Source organism: Streptomyces sp. NPDC031210, from assembly GCF_055570395.1.
Map to the genome: position 1 here is coordinate 1 of NZ_JBVIHH010000003.1, position 20195 is coordinate 20195.

The window sequence follows — 20195 nt, forward strand, 5'->3', positions numbered from 1 at the left end:
CCGCGGACCCCACAGACCAGCACCGAAAGACCACAGACCCAGACCAGCACCACTGACTCTCACCACCACCGACACCAAACCGAAAGATCGCACCCTGCACGCGGTGTACGAGGGTACGGCGGCGGTTTTGCCGCTCCTCGACCTGCGGTCGCCGACAGCCCAGCTAGTCAAGGGAGGGAGGTGAAAACAATGGCGTCCATTCTGGAACTGCAGAACCTTGCTGTGGTCGACGCGGTCGACAGCCGGAGCTGCTTCAGCTTCGAGTCCCCCAGCAAGACCAACTTCCGGTTCTGAGTTGTGCGGGAACGGCGCGGTTTGTCACTGCCGGGTGCAGTCGGCGAACCGCGTCGCCTGCCGCGGTCGAGGAGGCATCGGCGTGGACGGCACGATGACCGGCCTTCCGCTGCGGAGGAACCGTGATTTCCGGCTGCTGTGGTTCGGCGGGCTGCTGGCGGGTCTCGGTTCCCGGATGTGGACACTCGCCTTGCCGCTGCTGGTCCTTCGGGAAACGGGCTCTCCGGCCGAGGCCGGGCTGGTCGGTTCGGTTGCCGGTATCACCCTGGTCGCCGCGGTCATCCCGGCCGGCGCGGTCGCGGATGCCGTCGAGCGTCGACGGCTGATGCTCGGTTGTGAGCTCGCCGGGGTGGCGGTGTCCGTCACGCTGGCCATGTCGGTTCTGGCCGGGAATCCGATGCTGTGGCTGATGTTGTCGGCCGTCGCGGTGGTGTCGGTCCAGGGCCTGGTGTATCTCCCGGCGGCCAACGCGCTGCTGCGTGCGGTCGTCCCCGCCGGTCAGGTCGGTCCTGCCCTGTCCCGGTTGCAGGCACGGGAGGCCGGAGCCGCGGTCGCCGGCCCGCTGCTGGGCGGTGTGCTGTTCGGGGTTTCACCGGCGGTGCCGTTCGCCGCCATGGCAGGCGCTCTGCTCGTGTCGTTCTCGTGCCTGCGGGCGATTCGGGCACGGTCGGCACCCGGCCGGACAGAACGCCCGCTCGCTCCGCGGCACATGGTGGCCGGACTGCGGTTCGTGTGGCGCGAGCGCTACGTGCGAACAGTCCTGGTCGTGTTCGGCGGCGGGCTCAACGCGGCGTTCGGCGCAGTCATGCTGGTGGCGCTCACCACCGGTGCCCGCACCGACCCCAGCGGACGTTCCAGCGGAGCGATTGTCGCACTGGCCGCCGTCGGCTCGCTTGTTGGTGCTCTGCTCGCGCCACGGCTTCGCGCGTTCGAGCACACCCGGTCCGCGGTGACCCTCTGCTGCTGGACGGCGGGCGTCATGGTGCCACTGCTCGCGGCGGTCACCGCGCCGCTGCTGATCACGCACATCATCCCGTGCGGGGTGTGGGAGGCCGTCTACCTCATCGAGGGCCTGCTCAAGAACTCCTCCGAGGTGAAGCCGACCACCGTACACGCGGACCCCCAAGGCCAGTCCCAGCCGGTGTTCGCGCTCGCGCACCTGCTGGGCTTCGATCTCATGCCCAGGATCAGGAACTGGAAGGACCTGATCTTCTACCGGCCTTCCAAGCAGACGGAGTACGTGCACATCGACGCCCTGTTCGGCGAGAGCGGCAAGCACGTCATCGACTTCGACCTGATCGAGTCCCAGTTCCGGCACCTGACGAAGGTCGCGGTCTCCGTACGGGAGGGGGCGATCCCCTCGCCACGCTGCTCAAGCGGCTGCGCTCGGGCTCCAAGAAGAACGCCACCTACGCCGCCTTCCGCGAGGTCGGCCGCGTGATCCGCACCGTGCAGATGCTGCGCTACCTCTCCGATCCGGCGCTTCGCCGGCGGGTGACCGCGGCGACGAACAAGACGGAGTCCTTCAACGGGTTCTCCCAGTGGATCGGCTTCGGCAACCGCGGCGTCATCGCGGACAACGACCCGGTCGAGCAGGAGAAGGCGATGAAATTCAATGCTCTGCTCACGAACGCGGTGATCTTCCATAACGCCCTGGACATCGCGGAGATCGTGCGGCAGCTGCTGGAAGAGGGCTGGACGATCGAGCCGGAGTACCTGGCCCACATCTCGCCGTACCTGACCGAGCACATCAACCGGTTCGGCGAGTACAGCACGCACGAGCTCGGCATCCAGCCCGCCGCCTACGACCCGAAGCTGGACGTCGACTTCACCCATCTGCGCGAGCAGGACCTGAGCGCCGCCGGCCTCGGCCGAGCCGCCTGAGCCGGCCTCGGGCGGGTCGGCATCATGAGGGTCATGGACGAGACGCGCGAGCTCACCGAGGACGAGGTGAACGACCTGCTCGACGGCAAGGACCGCGACGCCGGCGGGGACGCGAGCGCGTGTCACTGCGAAGAAGGGTTCGTGATGGCCAGCTTGGACCCACCGGCTACCGGCCCGTGCGCGTGCGCGACCCCTTGTTCTGACTGCAGGCACGGGCGTCGCGCGGCTCGTCAGTGACGTAGCCGGGCGGCTGCGGCCAGAATTGGGGTGCTCACGACGGTGGCTGCGGCGCCGAGTGTGGTATCAGTGGCCAGGATCCACCGGACGGTCTTCATGGCCAGGGTGAGGACTTCGCTGCCGCGCTGGCGCATGCCGGCCTCGAAATGGTCCACGGCGTCGGTGAGGGTGGGGGTGCCGTCGGCGGCGGCGCTGACGTGCGTGAGCAGGCTGGCGGCGTCGCGGATGGCCGCACCCGCTCCCATTCCGGCGGTGGGCGGTGTGGCGTGGACAGCGTCGCCCAGCGCGGTGATACGACCCGCAGGCCAGGGCGCGAGATCCTCTGCACGGGTGGAGGCGGCGTTGAAGCGGAATGCGGCCACGCTGTGCGGGTCGGCCCGGGCGATGACCTCGAGTGTGTGCTCGGCCCAGCCCCGCTCGCGGAATCGGCCGATCAGCGCGCCCTGCAGTTCGCCGCCACGCAGGTCGCGCAGGGAATCGGTACTGGTGGATTCGGGGAACATGGCGCCCCAGATGTAGGTGGGGCCGGTGGTTACCGACATCCGCAACTCGGGAGCGTCGAGCGCGGTGTTGCCGACCGGGTCGAGGAAACCGACGTAGAGCGCTGCTCCGCGCGGGCCGATCGCCAGCCCCGATCGTGGCCCAAGTCGCTGATGCTCGCCGGGGCTGAGATCTCGCCGGAGGGTGCGGCCGGAGAACCCGATGATGCCCGCCGGGCTGTTGGTCGGGCCTCCCGCCAGGTGGCGGGCAACCACTGAGTGCGTGCCGTCCGCGCCCACCACCAGGTCCGCCGAGACCGGCGCCCCGTCGGTGAACATCACTCGGGGCGCACCGTGGTCATCGTGGCCGACGCCGGACACGCTGCGTCCCAAGTGCAGGTCATCTCCGACGGCTTCGGCCAGCAGCATCCGCAGGGTGATCCGATCGACGTCGATACTCGCACTGTCGCTGAGGTCCGGCCCGTGGCCCAGCAGCCGGCCCCGGCGATCCCAGAACGCGTCGCGCTCGCGCAGTCGCAGCGCCGACCCCGATGCCAGCAGCCGCTGCATGATCTTCGGTTCCACCAGATCTTGTAGCGCCGACTGTGCCCGCTCATCCAGGGTGATGTGGTAACCGCCCGTCGCTGTCACATCGGTGTCACGGTCGAATACCGCCACCTCAAACCCCCGGCGACGCAGCCCCGCCCCCAATGCAAGCCCGCCGATCCCGCCACCCACCACGACCACCCGCATACCCGACCGTCCTTTCCGCCGCTGCTCACTGAACAGAACCCACCCTGACACCGGTAGTGGACACCGAGTGGCCACTACCGGTGTCAGAGTGGGACCATGGCGAACACCTCACACCGGGCATTGCGGCTGTTGTCTCTGCTCGGACCAGGGCGGCAGTGGTCGCTGCGCGAGCTCGCCACCCGGCTCGGGACCAGCGAACGCACGGTCCGCCGCGACATCGAAACTTTGCGTGCGCTCGACTACCCGATCGCTACCATCCACGGCCCCGACGGCGGCTACCGGCTCGGAGCCGGGCGAACGCTGCCGCCGTTGCTGTTCGACCACGACCAGGCCCTCGCGGTCGCGGTGGCCCTACAGACCGCGCCAAGCACGATGTTGGGCCTTGGGGACGACGCGGCGCGGGCACTGGCGGCTCTGCACCAGGTCATGCCCCCTGCGCTGCGGGCATCCATGGAATCCCTGCGCCTGACTCGGCTGCAGAACTATTGGGAGTTCCCCGCGCCCCCCACCGACCCGGCCGCCCTCACCGCCGTCGGAACCGCGGTACGCCACCGCCACCTCCTCGTCACCGAAACACTGCGTCCCGACGGCACACGCCCCGAACCCAGTGACCCCGACTACCTGCCCGCCCACCGCATCGAGCCACACCATCTGGTCGTCTGGGCCGCCCGGTGGTATCTGGTTGCCTACGACCTCACCGACAATGAATGGCGCGTGCGCCGCGTCGATCGACTGCACCCCCACCCCACCAGGCAGCACTTCGCTGCCCGCGCGCTTCCCCACCCCGACCTCGCCCACTTCGTGATGAGCACCCACGACCGCGGCGACACCCCCGCCGCCTGGCAGTGCACCGGCTCTGCCCGGCTCAACCTGCCCGCTCACATCGTGGCCCGCTGGGCACCAGGCGGCTCCGTCGTGGAGCATCTCGACACCGAGTACTGCCGACTCACTCTCGGCGCCTGGTCCTGGGCCGGCATCGCCGGCATCCTCGCCACCTTCGACACCGAACTCACCGACCTCCACCCACCCGAACTCGTCCACGCATGCCGCCGCCTCACACACCGATGGGCCACTATTGCCGACCCCGAGAACCTCGATCCTTCTCATGAATGAGTAATTCTGAGAGATCACGGACCTCCACCCGGCCGCGTCCGGTTTGCCTCTGATCTTCGTTCTCACAACCTCTCGCAGAACAGCTTTCGCACAAAGCTCCCTCGGGTAGCTTCTGCGACATGCCCTGCCCCAGCTCGCCGAACCGGCCTCCGCCGTCGAACAGTTCGACTGCCCCCCGTGTGAGGTGCCCGCCGGAAGCACCTGCCGCACCCGCGGTGGCAAGGGCGCCCCGAAGTACCACACCCCCCGCTTCATGCTCGTCCCTCAGCTCCGCGCCGAGCTGGAGGTGAAGACCCCCGCCGATCGTGGCCCCGGCCGCGCTTGGGAGATGGGGCCGACCATCGTGGCTGCTGTGCCCGAGGCCGCCACGGCGCCCACGAGAGTGGGTTACGCCCGTTGCAGTACCGCCCAGCAAGAACTCCAGAGCCAGCTCGACGCCCTGACGGAAGCCGGGTGCGCCCCGGTCTTCTCCGAGAAGATCAGCACCCGGATCAAGGTCCGGCCGGAGTCCGTCAACGCGATGGACTTCGCCCGCACCATCAAGAAGGCCGTCCCCTACCAACGGGTGATCCTCACGGTCCATGAGATGAAGCGCCTGGGACGCGGCGCCGCCGAGCTCCTGACCATCGCCGAGGACCTGCGCCACCACGACATCCAGCTCGAACTCCTCACCGGCCCCCTCCAAGGGATCTACGACCCGTCCGGCCACGGCGCCGCCCTCTTCGCGTTATTCGCCGGCATGGCCGAGTCCGAGCGCGAGTACATCCGGGGGGAGAAATCCCTCGAAGGCCAGGCATCCGCCCGCGAGCGCGGCCGCCACGGCGGGCGTCCCAACGTCGTCGACGACGACATGGCCGACTACGCCCGCAACCTGCGGGCCAACGGTGTGTCCGTACCGCAGATCGCCCAGAAGCTGGTCATCACCTCGGGCAAGAACAAGGGCCGGCGTCCCTCGGTCGCCACGGGTGAGCTGCTGTTGGCACGGTCCAAGGAGGCAGGGGCTTCACCGCCGTGTGCGATGGGAGGCCCGGTCTGCTGCCTGTCGTTGTCCTGACACCTGCCAGATCGGAGGGGCGGCTCGATGAGCATTCGGTTCGACATCCCGTATCCCGTCCGGATCAATCCGTGGGAGCCCGAGGCCGCTGCCTTCGAAGCGGAGTGGATGCGTAAGTGGGGGCTGATCACCCGGCAGCGCAACCTCCGCCGTTGGAAAGCCGCGAAGTGCGCGCGGCTGATGGCCCGCGCCAACCCCTTCATGGACCTGGAAGGACTGTGCCTGGTCGTCATCGTGAACGCCTGGGCCTTCTGCTGGGACGACCACATGGACGGACTCACCGGCAGCACGGGCGCGCTGGCCCGGGAGCACATCGAGGAGATGGCCCGGGTCATGGCGAACCAGGACCATCGGCCCGGTCACAGCTTCGCCCGGTCGTTCGCGGACCTGTGGTCGCGCATCACCACAGGCATGTCTCCGCAGTGGGTAGCCCGGCACCGCCGGCACTGGACGGAGATCACCGCCGGATTCGTGAGAGAGGCCGAGATCAGGGCGAGCGGCCGGGCGCCCTCGCTGGAGGCATATCTCGACCTGCGCCGCGACACGGTCGGCGTGGAGGAGTTTCCCGACCTGTGGGAGCGGGGGCACCGCCGGGAAGTCCCCCCGTCCATCCAGGAACTGGAGGTCATCGACCGTATGTGCGCGGACACCAGCATGATCGTCGCTGCGGTCAACGACGCGTTCAGCGTGAAGAAGGAGACGGCGATCGGGGGCGTCCTCAACCAGGTCATCCTGCGGGAGCGGACAGGGCTCAGCCGCGACGAAGCCCTCGCGGCGACCCGCGAACTGGTGCACGCGGCCGTACAGCGCTTCGAGGCCGACGCGCGGGCCCTGAGGACACATCAGGAATACCGGTCCCTGACCGATACCGACCGCAAGCACGTGGACCAGTTCGTCATGGCCATGGCCAACTGGCAGCGCGCCAACTACGACTGGCACGCTGAGTCCGCCCGCTATGTGTGAACCGGCAGCCGGGCGGGCGCGAGGCCACCCGGCCGCTCAGCGTGGTTCGGCGGTCATGGGCAGGCTGTCGACCTTCAGGATGACGCCCAGCACCTCACGTACGGTGCGGCCGGGCAGGGGAACCAGGCGCCAGCGTGCACAGATCGCGGCCACGACGACGGCCATCTCCGTACGAGCGAAGGACTCGCCGATGGATTTGCGTCTACCCAGGCCGAAGGGGAGGAGGACCGCCTCCCTGGGCACCTGCCCGCCGACGTAGGGCCCCAGCGGTCGGGGTCGAAGACATCCGGAGCGGTGAAGAACCGCGGGTCGCGGTGAATCACGTAGGGCAGATGGCGATTGCCGGCGGGCAGCTCATGCCCCGCCACCCGCATCGACGTGGTGGAGGTCCGCATCGTCGGCTGTCACGCCGGGGCTGTGGCTGCCTCCCCTGCGTGGGGCGCGGGCCAGGCACCGTCGCCCGGATGGACAGGTCCAGATCGAGACGGCTGTTCATGTCCAGCTCGAACCGGCCGTACGGATTCACATGGGTCCAGAACAGCGGCGACAGCGCCCTGCGGTCCGCGTCGGTGAGCTTGTCCGCCCACTTCGGATCAGCCAGGACCTCCTGCATCAGCAGCGTGTTGACGTGCACCAGCGCGGACTGGAGCAGGTGCAGCGCGAGCATGCTGACCTCCTGGGACTCCTTGTCCGAACCGGCCAGGTCGCCGTCCTTGCCGTAGAAGAGGTCCTTGCTCGCGGAGTTCCAGTTCTCCACCACCTGCAACCCCTCGTGGATCTCCTGGCGCATCTCGACGTCCGCGAGGTAGTCACAGACGAACGAGGCACGCACCGCCCGGCCCAGCTCCTCGATCGCCCGGTACGTCGGGTGCTTGGGCCCTCCCCGGGTGAACCGGCGAAGGACCTGCTCGGCCTTGGCGGTGCCCCGTCGGCTCGGTAGAGATCGCTGATCTGCGCGACTGTATCGGCTCTCGACCAGCCCAAGGCCAGACGCCAGGCCTCAAGAGCGGTGACTTCCGGCAGGGCGTTGCGGATGGCGGTCACGGTCCGCTCGGTACTGCGGCCTTGGCGTTGGCAGTGCATGCGGATCTGCGTCGCCTCTTTGACGATGGCGGCGCGGCGTGAGCGGGTGATCGTGGCGATGGCGCACCCCCGGTGTGGAGCGGTCAGCCTGCCCACGGTAGCCGAGCCTGGTGCGGTGAGGCAGTACGCCTTATCGATTGAACATTGCGGGCCGGCCCGCAATGTCTTCGCTCTCAACAGGCAATGGTCCGGCGGCAGTTGCTGCGCGAGTCTGGTTCTACGCCGGCCGGAGTGCCGGACGATCTGTTCATGGAGGCAGCGATGTCGCAGCACACCGAAACGTCCACTGCCGGAGGGATCGGTCTGATCCGCGCCCGCCGGCAGATCCAGGCCGCCCGCGCCCGGGGCGCGACGCCCTCCGACGGCGGCGGCACCGGCCGCTCGGACGGCAACGACTGACAGGCGACGGTGACCGAAGCGATGACGTCCCCGCTCATCGCGGAGCGGCTGGGCCAGGAGGAGTTGCTGGCCCGGTCGCTGCACCGCGACTACCGCTACGTCCCTGGAGCCGTGAGCGATCCCGGCGCTCTGGTCTCTTTCGACACGCTCAACGACTTGATCGCCACGCACCGCCTTGAAGTGCCGCGGCTGCGGCTGTCGACGGGCGGGGAGATGTTGCCGCAGCACCGCTATGCCGTGCCTGTCACCACCCGTCGGCACACCGTCTGGCAGCGCATCCACCCGGCGGAACTGCATCAGTGCCTGGCCGGGGGCGCCTCGTTGGTGATCGATGCGATCGACGAACTCCATGAGCCGGTCGCTGACCTCGCCCAGCATTTGGAGGGCTGGCTGCGTACGCACGTTCAGGTCAACGCCTACGCCTCGTGGAGTGCCCAGGAAGACTTCGGCACTCATTGGGACGACCATGACGTGATCGTGGTGCAGGTCGAGGGCTCCAAGCACTGGCGGCTCTTCGGGCCGACCCGGATCGCGCCAATGCACCGCGACACCGCCCAGCCCGACCCCCCGCCCGAGCAGCCGATAGCCGACCTGGTTCTGGAACCAGGGGATGTGTGTATCTGCCGCGTGGCTGGTGGCACGCGGTCGCCGCCGACCAAGGCGTCCGCTCCCTCCACCTGACATGCGGGCTCACACCACACACGGGCGCCGACCTGATCGGGTGGCTCTCCGAGATGCTCCGGGCCGCAGAGCAGGTGCGTGCCGACCTGCCCCTGCACACAGGTGCCGAAGCCCAGGCCGCTTACGTGGAAGCCCTGCGCGGGCATCTGGTGGCCGCGCTGGAGGAGCCTGGGCTGATGGAGCAGTTCGCCGCGGCCCGCGATGGTGAGGATCTCGGTCGGCTCCGCCCAGCCCTCCCCCACCTCGACGGCGTGCCCGCCGATCCGGATCTGGGTGTGCGGCTGACGACGGGGCGGGCGCGCCTGACGTCTGCGGCCGATGGTGAGGGTGCGGTGGTGGTCCGTTTCGCCGCGGCGGGCCAGGAGGTGGACTTCGACCCAGCCGTCGAACCGCTGCTGGTGCGCCTGCTGGGCGGGGGCTGTGTGTCGCTGGCCGATCTGGCGGCAGCCGCGGAGCTGACGGTCGCCGACGCCGCTGCGGTCGCCGGGGAGCTGGTGGATGCTCAGGCCGCCACGGTAAGTAGGTGTTTTTGATCCCTGGCCATGAGGTGCGCACACCTGGATGATCTGTCGTGTGGTGGCTGGCGGGACGGCTCGGCGGTACTGCCGGGAGTGTGGTGATCCGCTACCGCAGACGATGGCGGCAGAGGCAGTGTTCTGCTCGGGTCGGTGCAGGTCACGGCGGTGGCGGAGGCTTCAGCAGACCCGGCAACGGGTGGCTGCGATACAACGGGGCGAGCATGCGGAGTGCCCGGTCTGCGGGCGGTCGTGGACGGTGGGGGTGGAACGGTCGAGGGCTGCGGTGTACTGCTCGGACCGTTGCCGGGTGCGGGCCTGTCGTCAACGGCGGGCGTCGCGGAACAGCGTTACGGAAACGCCCTAGCCGAACGCCTCGCGAGTACCTCGTACACCCCTTGTTTTGCAGGGTAGTTGTGGGTGGCCGTCGGGTGCTTCGAGCGCCCCTGGTTCACGCTCTACCCCGGCGTGTCGCGCCCGCGTCACGGTGGACGGTGACCGGGGCCTGCGCCCCTTTGACCGGTTACGTCGTGGTGGCTGGGCCGGAACGGGGCGAGGGCGGTGGTCATCATGACCGACGTGACCGAACGGATCGGGAACGTCACCCGGCAGCGTTACGAAGAGCTCGTCACCCAGGCCAAGGAACTGATCGCGCAGATCGCCCGCTCGCAGTTCGCCCTGGGTGACATGGCGTTGGAGATCGAGCCGATGAGGGCGGTGGGCGGGTCGATGCCGAACGGCACGGACGACCTGTTCACCGTCACGAAGTCGTTGTAGCTGTTCGCGGACGACATCGGTGTCGAACGCCGGACGGTGGAGGACTGGCGTTACACCGCCAACCGGTGGCCGGAAAGGCGCCGCAAGGAGGGCGTGTCGTTCACCGTTCACCGCATCCTCGCGTCGGTCGTGGACGAGGACGAGCGGTGGGCGGCGATCAAGGACGCGCCGTTCAACCCGCGCACCGGCACCCGGCAGTGGACGCCGGACGGCGCCAAGCGGGTCGTTGGCCAACGGGTCGACAGGCCCGTGACGGTCGATGAGAAGGTCCAGGCCGTGGCCGACCTGGCCCGGGACGACGAGGTCGCCGCCCAGGTCGCCACCGATCTGCTGAAGCGGCCAGCGGTTACCGAGCACGTCACCCCGGCCGAACGGGTGCGGGTCGTCACGGAGCTGACCAGGGACGACACGGTCGCCCAGCAGGTGACCACGGACCTGCTGCGCCGCCCGGACGTCGCTCGGAAGACGATGCGCGACGACACCACCCGGATGCTCGTCAACCGCGCCCAGTTCGACAACTCCAACGAGACGCGGGACCGGATTCGGGAGCGCACCCCGGCCGTGCGCGCGATCGAGCACACCATCGAATACCTCGACCTGGTCGGCTCCTGCCACGGCTTCGTTGCCACCCTGGGCCGACTGGTCCCGCAGATGCGGGGGCAGGAGTTCACCGACGACGAGCGCGAGACCGTGAGGCGCCAGATCGGCCGGGTCCGCGCGGCGGCGGACTGGCTCGAAGGGGCCCTCGACAACGGCGAGTTCACCCTGGACGAGCAGCTGGTCCATCTGCTCAAGGGCGAGTAGGCCATGCCGCGACGCCGGGAGGCCCGGCCGCTGGCCGAGCACTACGGCGACCTGGTCCGCGTCGCCTTGATGGAAGCACGCCCTGCGGGCCTGCACACCTACCAGCTCATGTCCGCCACCCGCCTGACCCGCTCGCAGGTCGGCCGCGGCATCCGGCACGTCCGCGACGTCGTCGCCGCCGAGAACCTGACTCCGATCACCTGGACCCGGCGGGACGGTTTCATGTTCTCCGACGACCCCGCGGATTGGATCGAGTACGACAAGCGGCAGTTCCGGCAGATCCTCGGCCGCCTCACCCGGGTGATCACGGGCACGCTCGATCCGCATCTGGCCCGCTACCCCGACGAAGAATGGGCCCAGCTCGCCACTGCCCAGCTCACCGGCGTGCGCGCGACCCTCGCCCAGCTCTCCAAATAGCCCCTGTCCACCGCCGATCACCCCTGCCGAGCCCGCCATGCCCGCTGCTGTCCGTCGCCGCCGCTACCCGTCCGACACCTCCATCGCCGAATGGGCCCTTCTCGAACCCCTCCTACCGGTACCGGCCTGTCAGACCAAGACCGGCGGACATCCGGAGAAGTGGCCCCGGCGGGAGATCGTCGACGGCATCCGCTACATCGTCGACAACGGCGCGAAATGGCGGGCTCTGCCTGCGGATTTCCCCCCCGTGGGAGACGGTTTACGGGTTCTTCTGGAGGTGGAACCGGGCCGGGGTCGTCACCTACATCCGTGACCAGCTCCGCCGCCGGATCCGTACCGGCAAGGGCCGTTGCCCACATCCGGTGACGCTGATCGTGGACTCCCAGTCGGTCAAAGGCGCCTCCACCGTCGGCAGGAACAGCCGCGGCTACGACGCCGCCAAGAAAATCAACGGCCGCAAGCGACATATCACCGTAGACACACTCGGTCTGCCAGTAATGATCACGGTGACGCCCGCCGACATCCAGGACCGCGACGCTGCCCGCGACGTGTTCTGGCGCCTGCGCCTCACCCAGCCGCAGATCACCCAGGTCTGGGCCGACCGCGGCTACGCCGGCGAACTCGTGGACTGGGCCCGCGAACGCCTCTGGCTCACCCTGCGCATCGTCTCCCGGCCCAAAGGCGTCAAGGGCTTCGTCGTCCTGCCCCGCCGCTGGAAAGTCGAGCGCACGATCGGCTGGTGCATGAACGCCCGCCGCAACGCACGCGACTACGAACGTCTTCCCCAGCACTCCGAAGCACACCTGAACTGGGCACTCATCACCATGATGACCCGGCGCCTGACCCGCAAAAGCCCCCGCACCGGCTGGACGAAAAAGCGCACCGGAAGCGGGGAGCCGCCCTGTTGACCCGACCCACTTCGGTCAGAACTGGGCGGCCGGTCTGATGCGTCAGTCCAAGGTCTGCGTCAATTCGCTCCGGCTCGGTGTGTGAACGATACGGCCGTACCCTCCGTTGACGATCGGCATGTAGGGCGGCACGTGGCCGCACTCGATCTCGGCGATGATCGGCACGTTGAGAGAACCAAGTGCATCGAGGACGGCCTCGTGCTGACTGAGGGAACGGTTGTCGGGTGCGCTGGTCCGGCCAACGAGAACCGCGTTCGCCCGATCGAAGAACCCAGCGAGCCTCATGCCATGGAGGTTCCGGCAGATGGTGAAAGCATCGTCGCCGGCTGCCTCCACATACACGAGGAGCCCATCCGGTGACTCGTTGCGAGCGAAGGTCGAGACGTCGAGGTAGGCCGTCCCTGCGAGATTGCACAGAGTTTCGATGCAGCCGCCGATCAGCCTTCCCTCGGCCTCCACGTCACCGCACCCGTCGAGCCGGGTCCAGGCGCCCACGGAGTCGAGCGTGTACTCGCGTATGTCGGGGAAGGCGGCGAAGTCGTCAAAGCCGGTGGCCCGATGGCGACCGGGCGGGGTCTGGGTGAACTGGTGCCCCCAGGGCGCTGCGACGATGTCGAGCCACGATCGCAGTCCTTCGGGCACTCGGTAGGGCGTGTCCATGAGGTTGTTGCCATGGACTGTCGCCGTCCCAGTGAGCAGAGTCATCGGCGTGATCAGGGTCGACATGTCGGAGAATCCGACGAGCCAGGTGGGCTCTGCCTCCCGCAGCCTGTCCCAGTCGAGCAGCGGTAGCAGGTCAATCGCGGTCTCTCCGCCCCACGGCGGCACGATGGCCTTGATGGTGGAGTCGGTCAGCATCGACATCAGCTCGCTCGCGCGGTCAGCGGCCGAAGCACTGACGTGTCCGGAGCCGTCCATGCACCGTCCGATGACGACCTCGTACCCGCGGTCCTGGACGTCACGAACGGCGACATTGAGGCGCTCACGCAATTCCTGCGCGACCCCGCTCGATGGAGAGGTAACACCAACACGGTCACCGGGACGCAGGGGGGACGGGTATCGAACAGCCATGCGCTGGATTTTGACACAGCGCCATACCCGGAGGACACCGAGTTCTATGTGCTCCCAACGGCCCGGATGCCGGGTCACCAGGTTCAAAAACACCTAGTCAGGCCGTGAAGCACTGGCAGGACACCTGGCCGAACTACGCCCCATTGCAGATCTCGCGGATTCCGCCTGACGTCACACAGTGTGAGCGCTCCACAGAAAGTGATCCAGAACCTGAGAAACGACGGCACTGTCGTGTCCACGAACGTGGGACGGCCAGCCTCTCGTCAGAGCGGCTGGCCATCGATGGGGGCGCCGGAGCCGGGCTTGAACGTCGTGCCGAGGTCGTACTGCGCGATCCCGAAGGGTTGAAAATCGGCATCGGCAAGGACGCGGTAGAGGAACTCAGAGGTGGACATGTCGTACCGGTGCCATCCGCCGACGTCATTGGACCGCGCAAGGACGGGGTAATCGCCCGGCCGCTCGGCATCGATCAGCCAGCAGTACTCGTCGGCCCATTCAGTGGAGCCCCACTCAACCAGCCCCTTGCCGCCCGGCGCGTAGATCGCATAGGGATCGACGGCGGAGACGCTTCCGAGCTTGCTGTCCTGGTCGACCGACAGGGAGACCCGCCGCTGTGTCAGGAAGTCGAACGCGAGGCCCTCGTCGCGCCCCAGAAAGTAGACGGAATCACTGAAGACGCCGCCACTGAACGCCTCGTAGAGCTCCTTGTAGTCCTCCGGCAGCGGAACCCCCAGCTCTCCCTCGATCGCCACCCAGTCGACGGAGATCCCGAGCGGCTCCCACCCGGTCAGTTCGATCACTCGCTGAACCCACATACAACAGTCTTTTAGCACCGACCTTCGTTCCGATGTCCCTCAGCCCCCTGGAGGCCAGCGAGTTCGCGGAAACTGAATGTTCGTCAGCATGAAGCCGAGGACAGCCCGTCGGGCCAGTGCTCACGCAGGTCCCGTACGACTGCCAGCGCCGCCAACCCGAGCCTCCTCGCCTTCGACCCGACTGCGGATCGGTCGGACGAGATGAGAACGCTTCGAGAATCCCGAAGTTACGTCACAGGCCGACAGAGCACATGGAGGAGGAAGAAGTCCCCGGCCACCAGCCTGGGGACTCAGTGTGGCTCAGGGGAACTCACGGGATGTCGCACAATCCTGCGGGCCGTCCAGGCCGACGCCGACGCGGAGAGCCGCATCGACTGGTCCATCGTGAGCGTGGACTCCACCGTGTGCAGAGCCCACCAGCACGCCACCGGCGCCCGCAAACAGGCACCTCTTCGTGAGTGGCCGTCGGTATGGTGATTGACGCCTCCGGACTGCTTCGTCGATGTCGCCCACACCATCGAGATCTTCGGCACCTGCGGCAGCTGCGCCGCCGCAGGTGCCGCCGAGGAGTGAGCTCCGGGCCCGCTCAGAAGTCGTAGCAGGCGTAGTCGCCGTCGGGGCCTCGGGCGATCCGGTCCGAGCCCCAGCAGTGCAGCATCGGCCCGATGCGGTAGAGGGCGGCGCCGCTGACCAGCAGCACGGCTGCGGCGAGCACGGCGGTCACGATCCGCATCACCTTCATCCGCCGTACGACCCACCATGCGCCGGCGACGGCCCACGCCCCCAGGATCAGGGCGATAGCCGAGACTGGCGCGTTGTTGTGCTGGAGCCCGGGGAAGGAATCTGGGTCCGCGGCCTTCTGGACGGCGGCGTAGGCGAAGAAGAACAGCACCAGCCCGAGGAACAGGAGCCCGACGGCGCCCGCTCCGCGCCCGACGGCCCGGCCCCGGCTCGGCGTCCTGTCGGCGTTCGGCGCCGCAGCGGCATCCGCGCGTACGAGGTGCCGATCGAGGATCGCCCGCAGCCGGCCCGCATCCTCCGGGTTGCTCAGGCCGCGCTTAGGCAGGACGACGACGCCGACAGCGGACTTGTCGGCGCTGAGCAGCACGAACAGCTCCGGGGTCTCGGCATAGCGCGGGTACAGGTGCCAGTCGAGAGTGGCCGAGCTGTGGGCGGTGGTGAGGCGGATCCCCGGGTCGTCGACGACGGCGCGGAAGTCGCCCTGCCGCTCGCTGAGCCGGTGGAACTGGCGGGCCTGCAGCCGCGGCACGGCGGTCATGAAGGCGACGAAGGCCACCGGCGCCAGGTATAGGTGCCACGGTGTGTCACGGTGGCTGTCGCCGAGCGTCGACAGCAGGACTCCGACGGCCGTGACCACCAGTGTGTAGATCAGCAGCCGGCGCCGGAAAGGGCCCGCTCTGGTGCTCTTCGCCCGGGTGCGGATCGCTGCTGCGAGGTCGTCGACGGTGGGCCGGTAGGCCAGCTTTATCGGTCTCTCCGCGACAGCGTCCGTCGCTTCCCGGCCCTCGGCCATGTCCCCTCCCCGGTTCGGTGATCAACCGGATCGTAGCGGCGGAGAGGGAGGGGGCGTGCTGGGGGTCAGGAGGCAGTTCTGAGAGCGTCGCCGCCCTGGTCGTGGCCTGCTGGAACCGTGCTTACCGCTACAGCAATCGCCGTTCCGTTGTTCCCCGAGGCCGAAGAGCCTCGGGACGCCAGTGGCCGGAAGCGCCTCTACCGAGTCGGCGACCGCCTCGCGGAGGGGGGCGGATGGAGACCTCGCTCTCCGGCTTCGGCCGCAATCCAGTTCTGCCACACGTGGATCGTGTTCGGCACCTCGGGGCGATTGAGGAGCCAAAGAACATAGCCGGCATGCCTCCGCGCCCATGGGTTGTCAGACCGAGCGGCAGTTTCCAGCCTGTCGCGCAGATCTTCACTGTCAACGGCTCGAGCAACGCGCAAGTACTCGCGGTCCTTGCAGCGGTAGGCCCTCTGAACGACGATCTCGACCAGGTCAGTGAGTTTCGCCCTGACCGTCTCACTGTGGCCAGCGACCGCCACGTCCCGTATGAGGCTCTGTTTCGTGCCCCACTCCTTGGCATGCCGGGTCCACTCCTGCGGATAGCTTGCCTCCCATTCCAGGAAGAGGAGCGCATAGGGCAGACCCTGCCACGTCCTGACGTCCCCGGGCGGGCGGTTCCACAACGCGTTGGGCAGCGAAAAATTCCCGGCTTCGAGGTACATCTCATGTGCCTGCAGGAAGGCCGGATCCCGCCACTGCACTTGTCCTCCAAGCGGCAGCGTCAAGCGCCACAACTCGTTGAACCGGCCAAGAGCATCCCGCACGTTCCCCTGGGCATCAGCGAGACGGACCAGCGCCGCAGCCCGTTCCGCGGGATCGTCGGCTATGAGCCCGAACGCCCAGCCCAACCGCGCGTCCCACGCATGGGCTTCATCAACGCCCGCACCCGCATCCGCTTCCTTCGTCACGCAGGAGATCATCCCCCAGTCACTGCGCCGAGGTGCATCGACCCTTGCCTTCACATCCAGGACACAGATCGGTCGGACAAGGCGAGAGCCATTCAGGAATTCCGAAGTTACGTCAGCAGGAAGTCGAGCCCCCGACGAAGGAAGGACCCCCTGGCCACAGGGTCAAGTGCTCAGCGGAGGTCCGGGGAACTCGTGGGATGTCGCACAGTCGCCCACGGCAAGATCGGCAGCTATCGCACTCAGCCGACCTTGGCGGGTTTCTCAGCCCGGGCTCGTGTGCTGGCGAGGCGATAGGAGTCAGTGCCGGTCTCGATGATGGTGCCGTTGAAGGTGAGGCGGTCGACGATGGCCGCGCAGAGCCGGGGGACGCGACCACTGCGGGCGGACCTGGACGCGCCGCGCACCATCGCATGGCAAAACCAGCACCTCGAAGCCAACCCGGACTGAAGCGCGCGGACGCCAGGCCTCTGTGGAGCGACGAAGTGCGCGAGCCCGGAGACCTGGGCCCTTCGACTCCCGTCACCGACCGCGTTAACTGCAACCTCACCGAGCGGCTCCTGTCCGAGCTCCCTGCTCCCGCCCTGCCACGCCACCGTCCATGGCCGGCTCCCCAGGCCTCCGTCTGACATACATGAGCTGGCCGAGGCCGGGATGCCAGCGGGGTGTGGTGGAGTCCCGAGGCGGGAGTCGCTGCCTTCGGAGGCCGACGTCGGCGCCCTGCCCGACCTACGGTTGGCGACCCTCTCCACGAACCGACGTGGCAGCACGCAGGAAGGGCTGTGAGCCGGTTGAGTCGGCTGGCCCGCCTATGTGCGCACGCCCACCTCGTCGTGATCCATGGACCCCTCTGAAGCCGACGCCGTCGAAGGCCCGGGACAGCCTGTACATCACGGGTACGCCGCAGGGTTTTGGCCTCACCCGGGGGACGTTCGCTCGGCCCAAGAAGGCTGCCGGCCGCCTCAGGCGGGGGTGACGTTCTCCGCCTGAGGCCCCTTGGGCCCCTGGACCACATCGAACTGGACCTTCTGTCCCTCGGTGAGTTGGCGGAATCCGGTGCTGGCGATAGCCGAGTAGTGGACGAAGACGTCGGGGCCGCCGCTGTCCTGTGCGATGAAGCCGAAGCCCTTCTCCGAGTTGAACCACTTCACTGTGCCGGTAGCCAATGCGCTCTCCTTCGTGCCCGGGACAGGAGTCGCTGTCCCGCCTGACGCTGCCAAGCGATCGTGAGGTCTCCGCCGGATCCCAGGGCGCCGACACGCCCATTCGCGGCCTCGCCTTAACCCGCCGGTGTCGGCACAGAGCCGGGGATCGCACCCCTCGCCGTCGGCGTGCTTGACCAGGTCGCCGACGCCCAACGCCCCAGCGGTACCCATTAGCGCCTCGCGGCGACCGCCCTAAGCGCGACACTCTCCGCGTAGGCCGTCCCCGGCTGGACGGGGGTGCCAGTCGGGGACGGCCAAGCGTCTACCCCACCCTCTGGGAAGAGACACCACCGTCACATCAAGCCGTGCGCCGCAGGAGCGGGATCCTGCGGCGCACCGTGGAGGGCCGGCCGGAGGGACCAAGGCGGGGCCGGCCCGTGGGGGTTAGTGGTGGTGGCCCCAGTGGCCGTGGCGGCCCCAGGTCTTGGTGTCGACGATGCGGCGGTGGTCGTTGCGCAGGGTGGCGGTGTCGCCGTCGTTGTCCCAGACGTAGGCGCGGCGGTCCTGGTAGAGGTCGTGGTAGGTGTCGCGGCCGATGCCGGTGTGGACCGGACTTGGAAGTGGCCGTTGAGGCGGACGTTGCCGAAGCGGTAGCTGTGGCCCGTCTTGTCGGAGAGGGTCCAGCCTTGAGGTTCACCGGCCAGCGGCCGGTGTTCTTCACGGTGACCCATTCGGCGTTCAGGCTCCAGTTGGAGCGGTCGTCGCGGAGTGATCGTCCGGGACGCCAGGGACGGCCCGTGGCGACGGTCCTCCACCCGGTCGGGCAGCTCGATGGCCAGGTCGTACCACCACACGCCCGAACGGTCCCGGCGCCGACGGATCACCGCCGCCTGCAGGTGCTGACCGTCCGCAAGCGTGACGTCTGCCCGTGGGGCCGAGACGTCCGGCGCCAGCTCGTCCTTGTCATCCATCACGGGTCGAGGCGGCGTCGGGCGCCGCGACGTGCTTGAGCGCCGAGCGCGCAGTGACCGAATCTGGGCACGAGGCCCAGAAGTCGTGGACGAAGATGTGGGTGACGAGCTGCATCTGGCGGGTGCGCAATTCGCTGACCTGCTGCTTTTCCTCGTCGGTCCAGCCTGGGGAGTCGGGGCGCTTTGATTCGTACGAGCGGTCGCCCTCCTTGGTGTGTGTCCAGCCCGGAAGGGGCTCCACCGACCACGGCAACCGCCTGTATATGGCGGACAGCTCCGATTGGACCTTGCGCAGTGTGACTGAGCGGCCGAGTTGGCCCGGAAGCGTCGCGGTTGGCCCGCAGGGCGCAACTCAAGTCGTCAGGATGTGCCGCCGAAGACGACGTCCTTGGTCTCGACCGCCCCAGCCGTCCGCCCCGGCGCCGTCTGGTAGGCCCAGTACAGGTTCGTGTGCGCAATGACCTGGTCCGGCGGCGGCGCCCCCCATACAGTCCTGTCCCCCGTCGTGTGGGCGTCGCTGACAAGGGTCGCGTCGTACCCCCTGACGAACGCGCCGTGGAGCGTCGAGCGGATGCACGCATCGGTCTGTGCGCCGACAACGACGAGTCGTCCGACCCCGAGGCCCGACAGCACGGTCTCAAGGGTGGTGTCCTCGAAGGAGTCGCCATAGTTCTTCTCGACGAGCGGCTCGGCGTCGCCCGGAGTCAGCTCGGGGACGATCCGCCAGTCGTCGCTCCCCCTCGCAAGCTGGTCGTCGGAGTGCTGGACCCAGACAACCGGGACCCGTTCCCGCCGCGCCTTCTCGACAAGGCTGCCGACGTTCGCGACGACCACGTCGCGCTCGTGAGCCTCCTTGACGACGACATTCTGCACGTCGACGACGAGAAGTGCGGTGTTCGGCCGGTTCTCAAGTGTGGTCATGGTCTCCCCCTGATTCACGCTGGCTCTTGTGCCCACGCAGGGTAGCCCCACCCACTGACAGCGGACCGGTCGTCGATCAGCACCGCCGCCCCGGCAGCAGCACGAGGAAGTCCGGTATGTACTGCAGTCCGGGGCGATGCCGCTGTCCCGCCCGCGAGGTGAACCCGCATACCGGGAACGACGCCGGCGCCGGGAAAACGGCCAGATCCGCGGCCGTCCAACCCGGCCCGCCGTCCGCTTCTTGCGCAAACCACGCAGGTGAGCAAGGCGACCTCTGCCCTGCGGGTGCGACTTTTCGAGATAGCTGACACTGCGATGATGAGTTGAGCTGAGTCTTTGGACAGTCTGATCGCTCTTCTTGACACCGGAAGGTCGTTCTTGTCGACATTTTCGCTTGTTTTTCGGCCCAGTTGACACCACCAACGCG

Annotated in this window: 21 protein-coding genes and 6 pseudogenes; 14 read left to right on the top strand and 13 right to left on the bottom strand. The window is 68.1% G+C overall.

The genetic code is table 11. The annotated features are described in order from the left end of the window. The first annotated feature begins 376 nt into the window (after window positions 1-376). From ACZ45Z_RS07085 to ACZ45Z_RS07095, 3 genes are read left to right on the top strand one after another with little or no spacing between them, the layout of a single operon-like run. On the top strand, window positions 377-1735 hold the full coding sequence (locus tag ACZ45Z_RS07085; protein ID WP_468357450.1) for an MFS transporter: 1359 nt from the start codon (window positions 377-379) through the stop codon (window positions 1733-1735). After that, on the top strand, window positions 1675-2178 hold the full coding sequence (locus ACZ45Z_RS07090) for a Tn3 family transposase (protein ID WP_468358693.1): 504 nt from the start codon (window positions 1675-1677) through the stop codon (window positions 2176-2178). The genes ACZ45Z_RS07085 and ACZ45Z_RS07090 overlap by 61 nt, the downstream gene beginning before the upstream one ends. A 33-nt stretch (window positions 2179-2211) precedes the next feature. After that, a complete protein-coding gene (locus ACZ45Z_RS07095) occupies window positions 2212-2415 on the top strand; it encodes a hypothetical protein (RefSeq protein ID WP_468357453.1) in 204 nt (67 codons plus the stop codon). Here the strand turns inward: ACZ45Z_RS07095 and ACZ45Z_RS07100 are convergent. Then, window positions 2409-3647, bottom strand: a complete 1239-nt coding sequence (locus ACZ45Z_RS07100; RefSeq protein ID WP_468357456.1) for an FAD-dependent oxidoreductase — start codon at window positions 3645-3647, stop codon at window positions 2409-2411. The genes ACZ45Z_RS07095 and ACZ45Z_RS07100 overlap by 7 nt on opposite strands. A 96-nt stretch (window positions 3648-3743) precedes the next feature. Between ACZ45Z_RS07100 and ACZ45Z_RS07105 the strand changes: the two genes are divergently transcribed. The 3 genes from ACZ45Z_RS07105 (at window position 3744) to ACZ45Z_RS07115 (ending at window position 6777) form a co-directional block, all read left to right on the top strand. Next, window positions 3744-4760, top strand: a complete 1017-nt coding sequence (locus tag ACZ45Z_RS07105; RefSeq protein ID WP_468357459.1) for a helix-turn-helix transcriptional regulator — start codon at window positions 3744-3746, stop codon at window positions 4758-4760. A 124-nt stretch (window positions 4761-4884) separates the two neighbouring features. After that, complete coding sequence (locus ACZ45Z_RS07110) at window positions 4885-5814, top strand: recombinase family protein (RefSeq protein WP_468358696.1); 930 nt, start codon at window positions 4885-4887, stop codon at window positions 5812-5814. Window positions 5815-5841: 27 nt separating this feature from the next. After that, window positions 5842-6777: a terpene synthase family protein gene (locus tag ACZ45Z_RS07115; RefSeq protein WP_468357462.1), complete on the top strand. Its 936-nt coding sequence runs from the start codon at window positions 5842-5844 to the stop codon at window positions 6775-6777. Window positions 6778-6813: 36 nt separating this feature from the next. Here the strand turns inward: ACZ45Z_RS07115 and ACZ45Z_RS07120 are convergent, their stop codons facing one another. The 3 genes and pseudogenes from ACZ45Z_RS07120 to ACZ45Z_RS07130 form a co-directional block, all read right to left on the bottom strand. Beyond that, window positions 6814-7020, bottom strand: a complete 207-nt coding sequence (locus ACZ45Z_RS07120; protein ID WP_468357465.1) for a cytochrome P450 — start codon at window positions 7018-7020, stop codon at window positions 6814-6816. A 65-nt stretch (window positions 7021-7085) separates the two neighbouring features. Further along, window positions 7086-7172 (bottom strand): annotated as a pseudogene (locus ACZ45Z_RS07125) (hypothetical protein); the annotation flags it as partial. Between the two features lie 122 nt (window positions 7173-7294). Beyond that, window positions 7295-7774: pseudogene (locus tag ACZ45Z_RS07130) on the bottom strand (Tn3 family transposase); the annotation flags it as partial. Between the two features lie 347 nt (window positions 7775-8121). Between ACZ45Z_RS07130 and ACZ45Z_RS07135 the strand changes: the two are divergent. From ACZ45Z_RS07135 to ACZ45Z_RS07165, 7 genes and pseudogenes are all read left to right on the top strand, one after another. After that, a complete protein-coding gene (locus tag ACZ45Z_RS07135; RefSeq protein WP_468357468.1) occupies window positions 8122-8259 on the top strand; it encodes a hypothetical protein in 138 nt (45 codons plus the stop codon). Window positions 8260-8280: 21 nt separating this feature from the next. After that, window positions 8281-8940 (top strand): JmjC domain-containing protein, encoded by a 660-nt coding sequence (locus ACZ45Z_RS07140; protein WP_468357471.1) that lies wholly within the window; start codon window positions 8281-8283, stop codon window positions 8938-8940. 53 nt (window positions 8941-8993) lie between these two features. Then, entirely contained in the window at window positions 8994-9473 is a 480-nt protein-coding gene (locus ACZ45Z_RS07145; protein WP_468357474.1) for a hypothetical protein, read from the top strand. A 552-nt stretch (window positions 9474-10025) separates the two neighbouring features. Beyond that, window positions 10026-10232 (top strand): hypothetical protein, encoded by a 207-nt coding sequence (locus ACZ45Z_RS07150; RefSeq protein WP_468357477.1) that lies wholly within the window; start codon window positions 10026-10028, stop codon window positions 10230-10232. 36 nt (window positions 10233-10268) lie between these two features. Beyond that, on the top strand, window positions 10269-11036 hold the full coding sequence (locus ACZ45Z_RS07155) for a DUF6192 family protein (protein WP_468357480.1): 768 nt from the start codon (window positions 10269-10271) through the stop codon (window positions 11034-11036). Between the two features lie 3 nt (window positions 11037-11039). Then, on the top strand, window positions 11040-11453 hold the full coding sequence (locus tag ACZ45Z_RS07160; RefSeq protein WP_468357483.1) for a hypothetical protein: 414 nt from the start codon (window positions 11040-11042) through the stop codon (window positions 11451-11453). Between the two features lie 37 nt (window positions 11454-11490). Then, window positions 11491-12361 (top strand): annotated as a pseudogene (locus ACZ45Z_RS07165) (IS5 family transposase). A 42-nt stretch (window positions 12362-12403) separates the two neighbouring features. Here the strand turns inward: ACZ45Z_RS07165 and ACZ45Z_RS07170 are convergent. Both ACZ45Z_RS07170 and ACZ45Z_RS07175 read right to left on the bottom strand, forming a co-directional pair. Next, window positions 12404-13432, bottom strand: a complete 1029-nt coding sequence (locus ACZ45Z_RS07170; protein ID WP_468357486.1) for a S66 family peptidase — start codon at window positions 13430-13432, stop codon at window positions 12404-12406. 263 nt (window positions 13433-13695) lie between these two features. Further along, entirely contained in the window at window positions 13696-14232 is a 537-nt protein-coding gene (locus ACZ45Z_RS07175; RefSeq protein ID WP_468357489.1) for an SMI1/KNR4 family protein, read from the bottom strand. Window positions 14233-14574: 342 nt separating this feature from the next. Between ACZ45Z_RS07175 and ACZ45Z_RS07180 the strand changes: the two are divergent. Beyond that, window positions 14575-14697, top strand: a pseudogene (locus tag ACZ45Z_RS07180) (IS5/IS1182 family transposase); the annotation flags it as partial. Between the two features lie 136 nt (window positions 14698-14833). Here the strand turns inward: ACZ45Z_RS07180 and ACZ45Z_RS07185 are convergent. The 7 genes and pseudogenes from ACZ45Z_RS07185 to ACZ45Z_RS07215 form a co-directional block, all read right to left on the bottom strand. Beyond that, window positions 14834-15781, bottom strand: a complete 948-nt coding sequence (locus ACZ45Z_RS07185; protein ID WP_468357492.1) for a YcxB family protein — start codon at window positions 15779-15781, stop codon at window positions 14834-14836. Between the two features lie 197 nt (window positions 15782-15978). Further along, a complete protein-coding gene (locus ACZ45Z_RS07190; RefSeq protein WP_468357495.1) occupies window positions 15979-16734 on the bottom strand; it encodes a hypothetical protein in 756 nt (251 codons plus the stop codon). A 239-nt stretch (window positions 16735-16973) separates the two neighbouring features. After that, window positions 16974-17099, bottom strand: a pseudogene (locus ACZ45Z_RS07195) (IS21-like element helper ATPase IstB); the annotation flags it as partial. A gap of 594 nt (window positions 17100-17693) precedes the next feature. Beyond that, entirely contained in the window at window positions 17694-17897 is a 204-nt protein-coding gene (locus tag ACZ45Z_RS07200; RefSeq protein WP_468357498.1) for a cold-shock protein, read from the bottom strand. A 423-nt stretch (window positions 17898-18320) separates the two neighbouring features. Further along, window positions 18321-18642, bottom strand: a pseudogene (locus ACZ45Z_RS07205) (lamin tail domain-containing protein); the annotation flags it as partial. Between the two features lie 197 nt (window positions 18643-18839). Then, window positions 18840-19088: a hypothetical protein gene (locus ACZ45Z_RS07210; protein WP_468357501.1), complete on the bottom strand. Its 249-nt coding sequence runs from the start codon at window positions 19086-19088 to the stop codon at window positions 18840-18842. Between the two features lie 119 nt (window positions 19089-19207). After that, the gene (locus ACZ45Z_RS07215) at window positions 19208-19768 is read right to left on the bottom strand and encodes an isochorismatase family protein (protein ID WP_468357504.1); all 561 of its coding nucleotides are present in this window, start codon (window positions 19766-19768) and stop codon (window positions 19208-19210) included. Window positions 19769-20195: the final 427 nt, after the last annotated feature.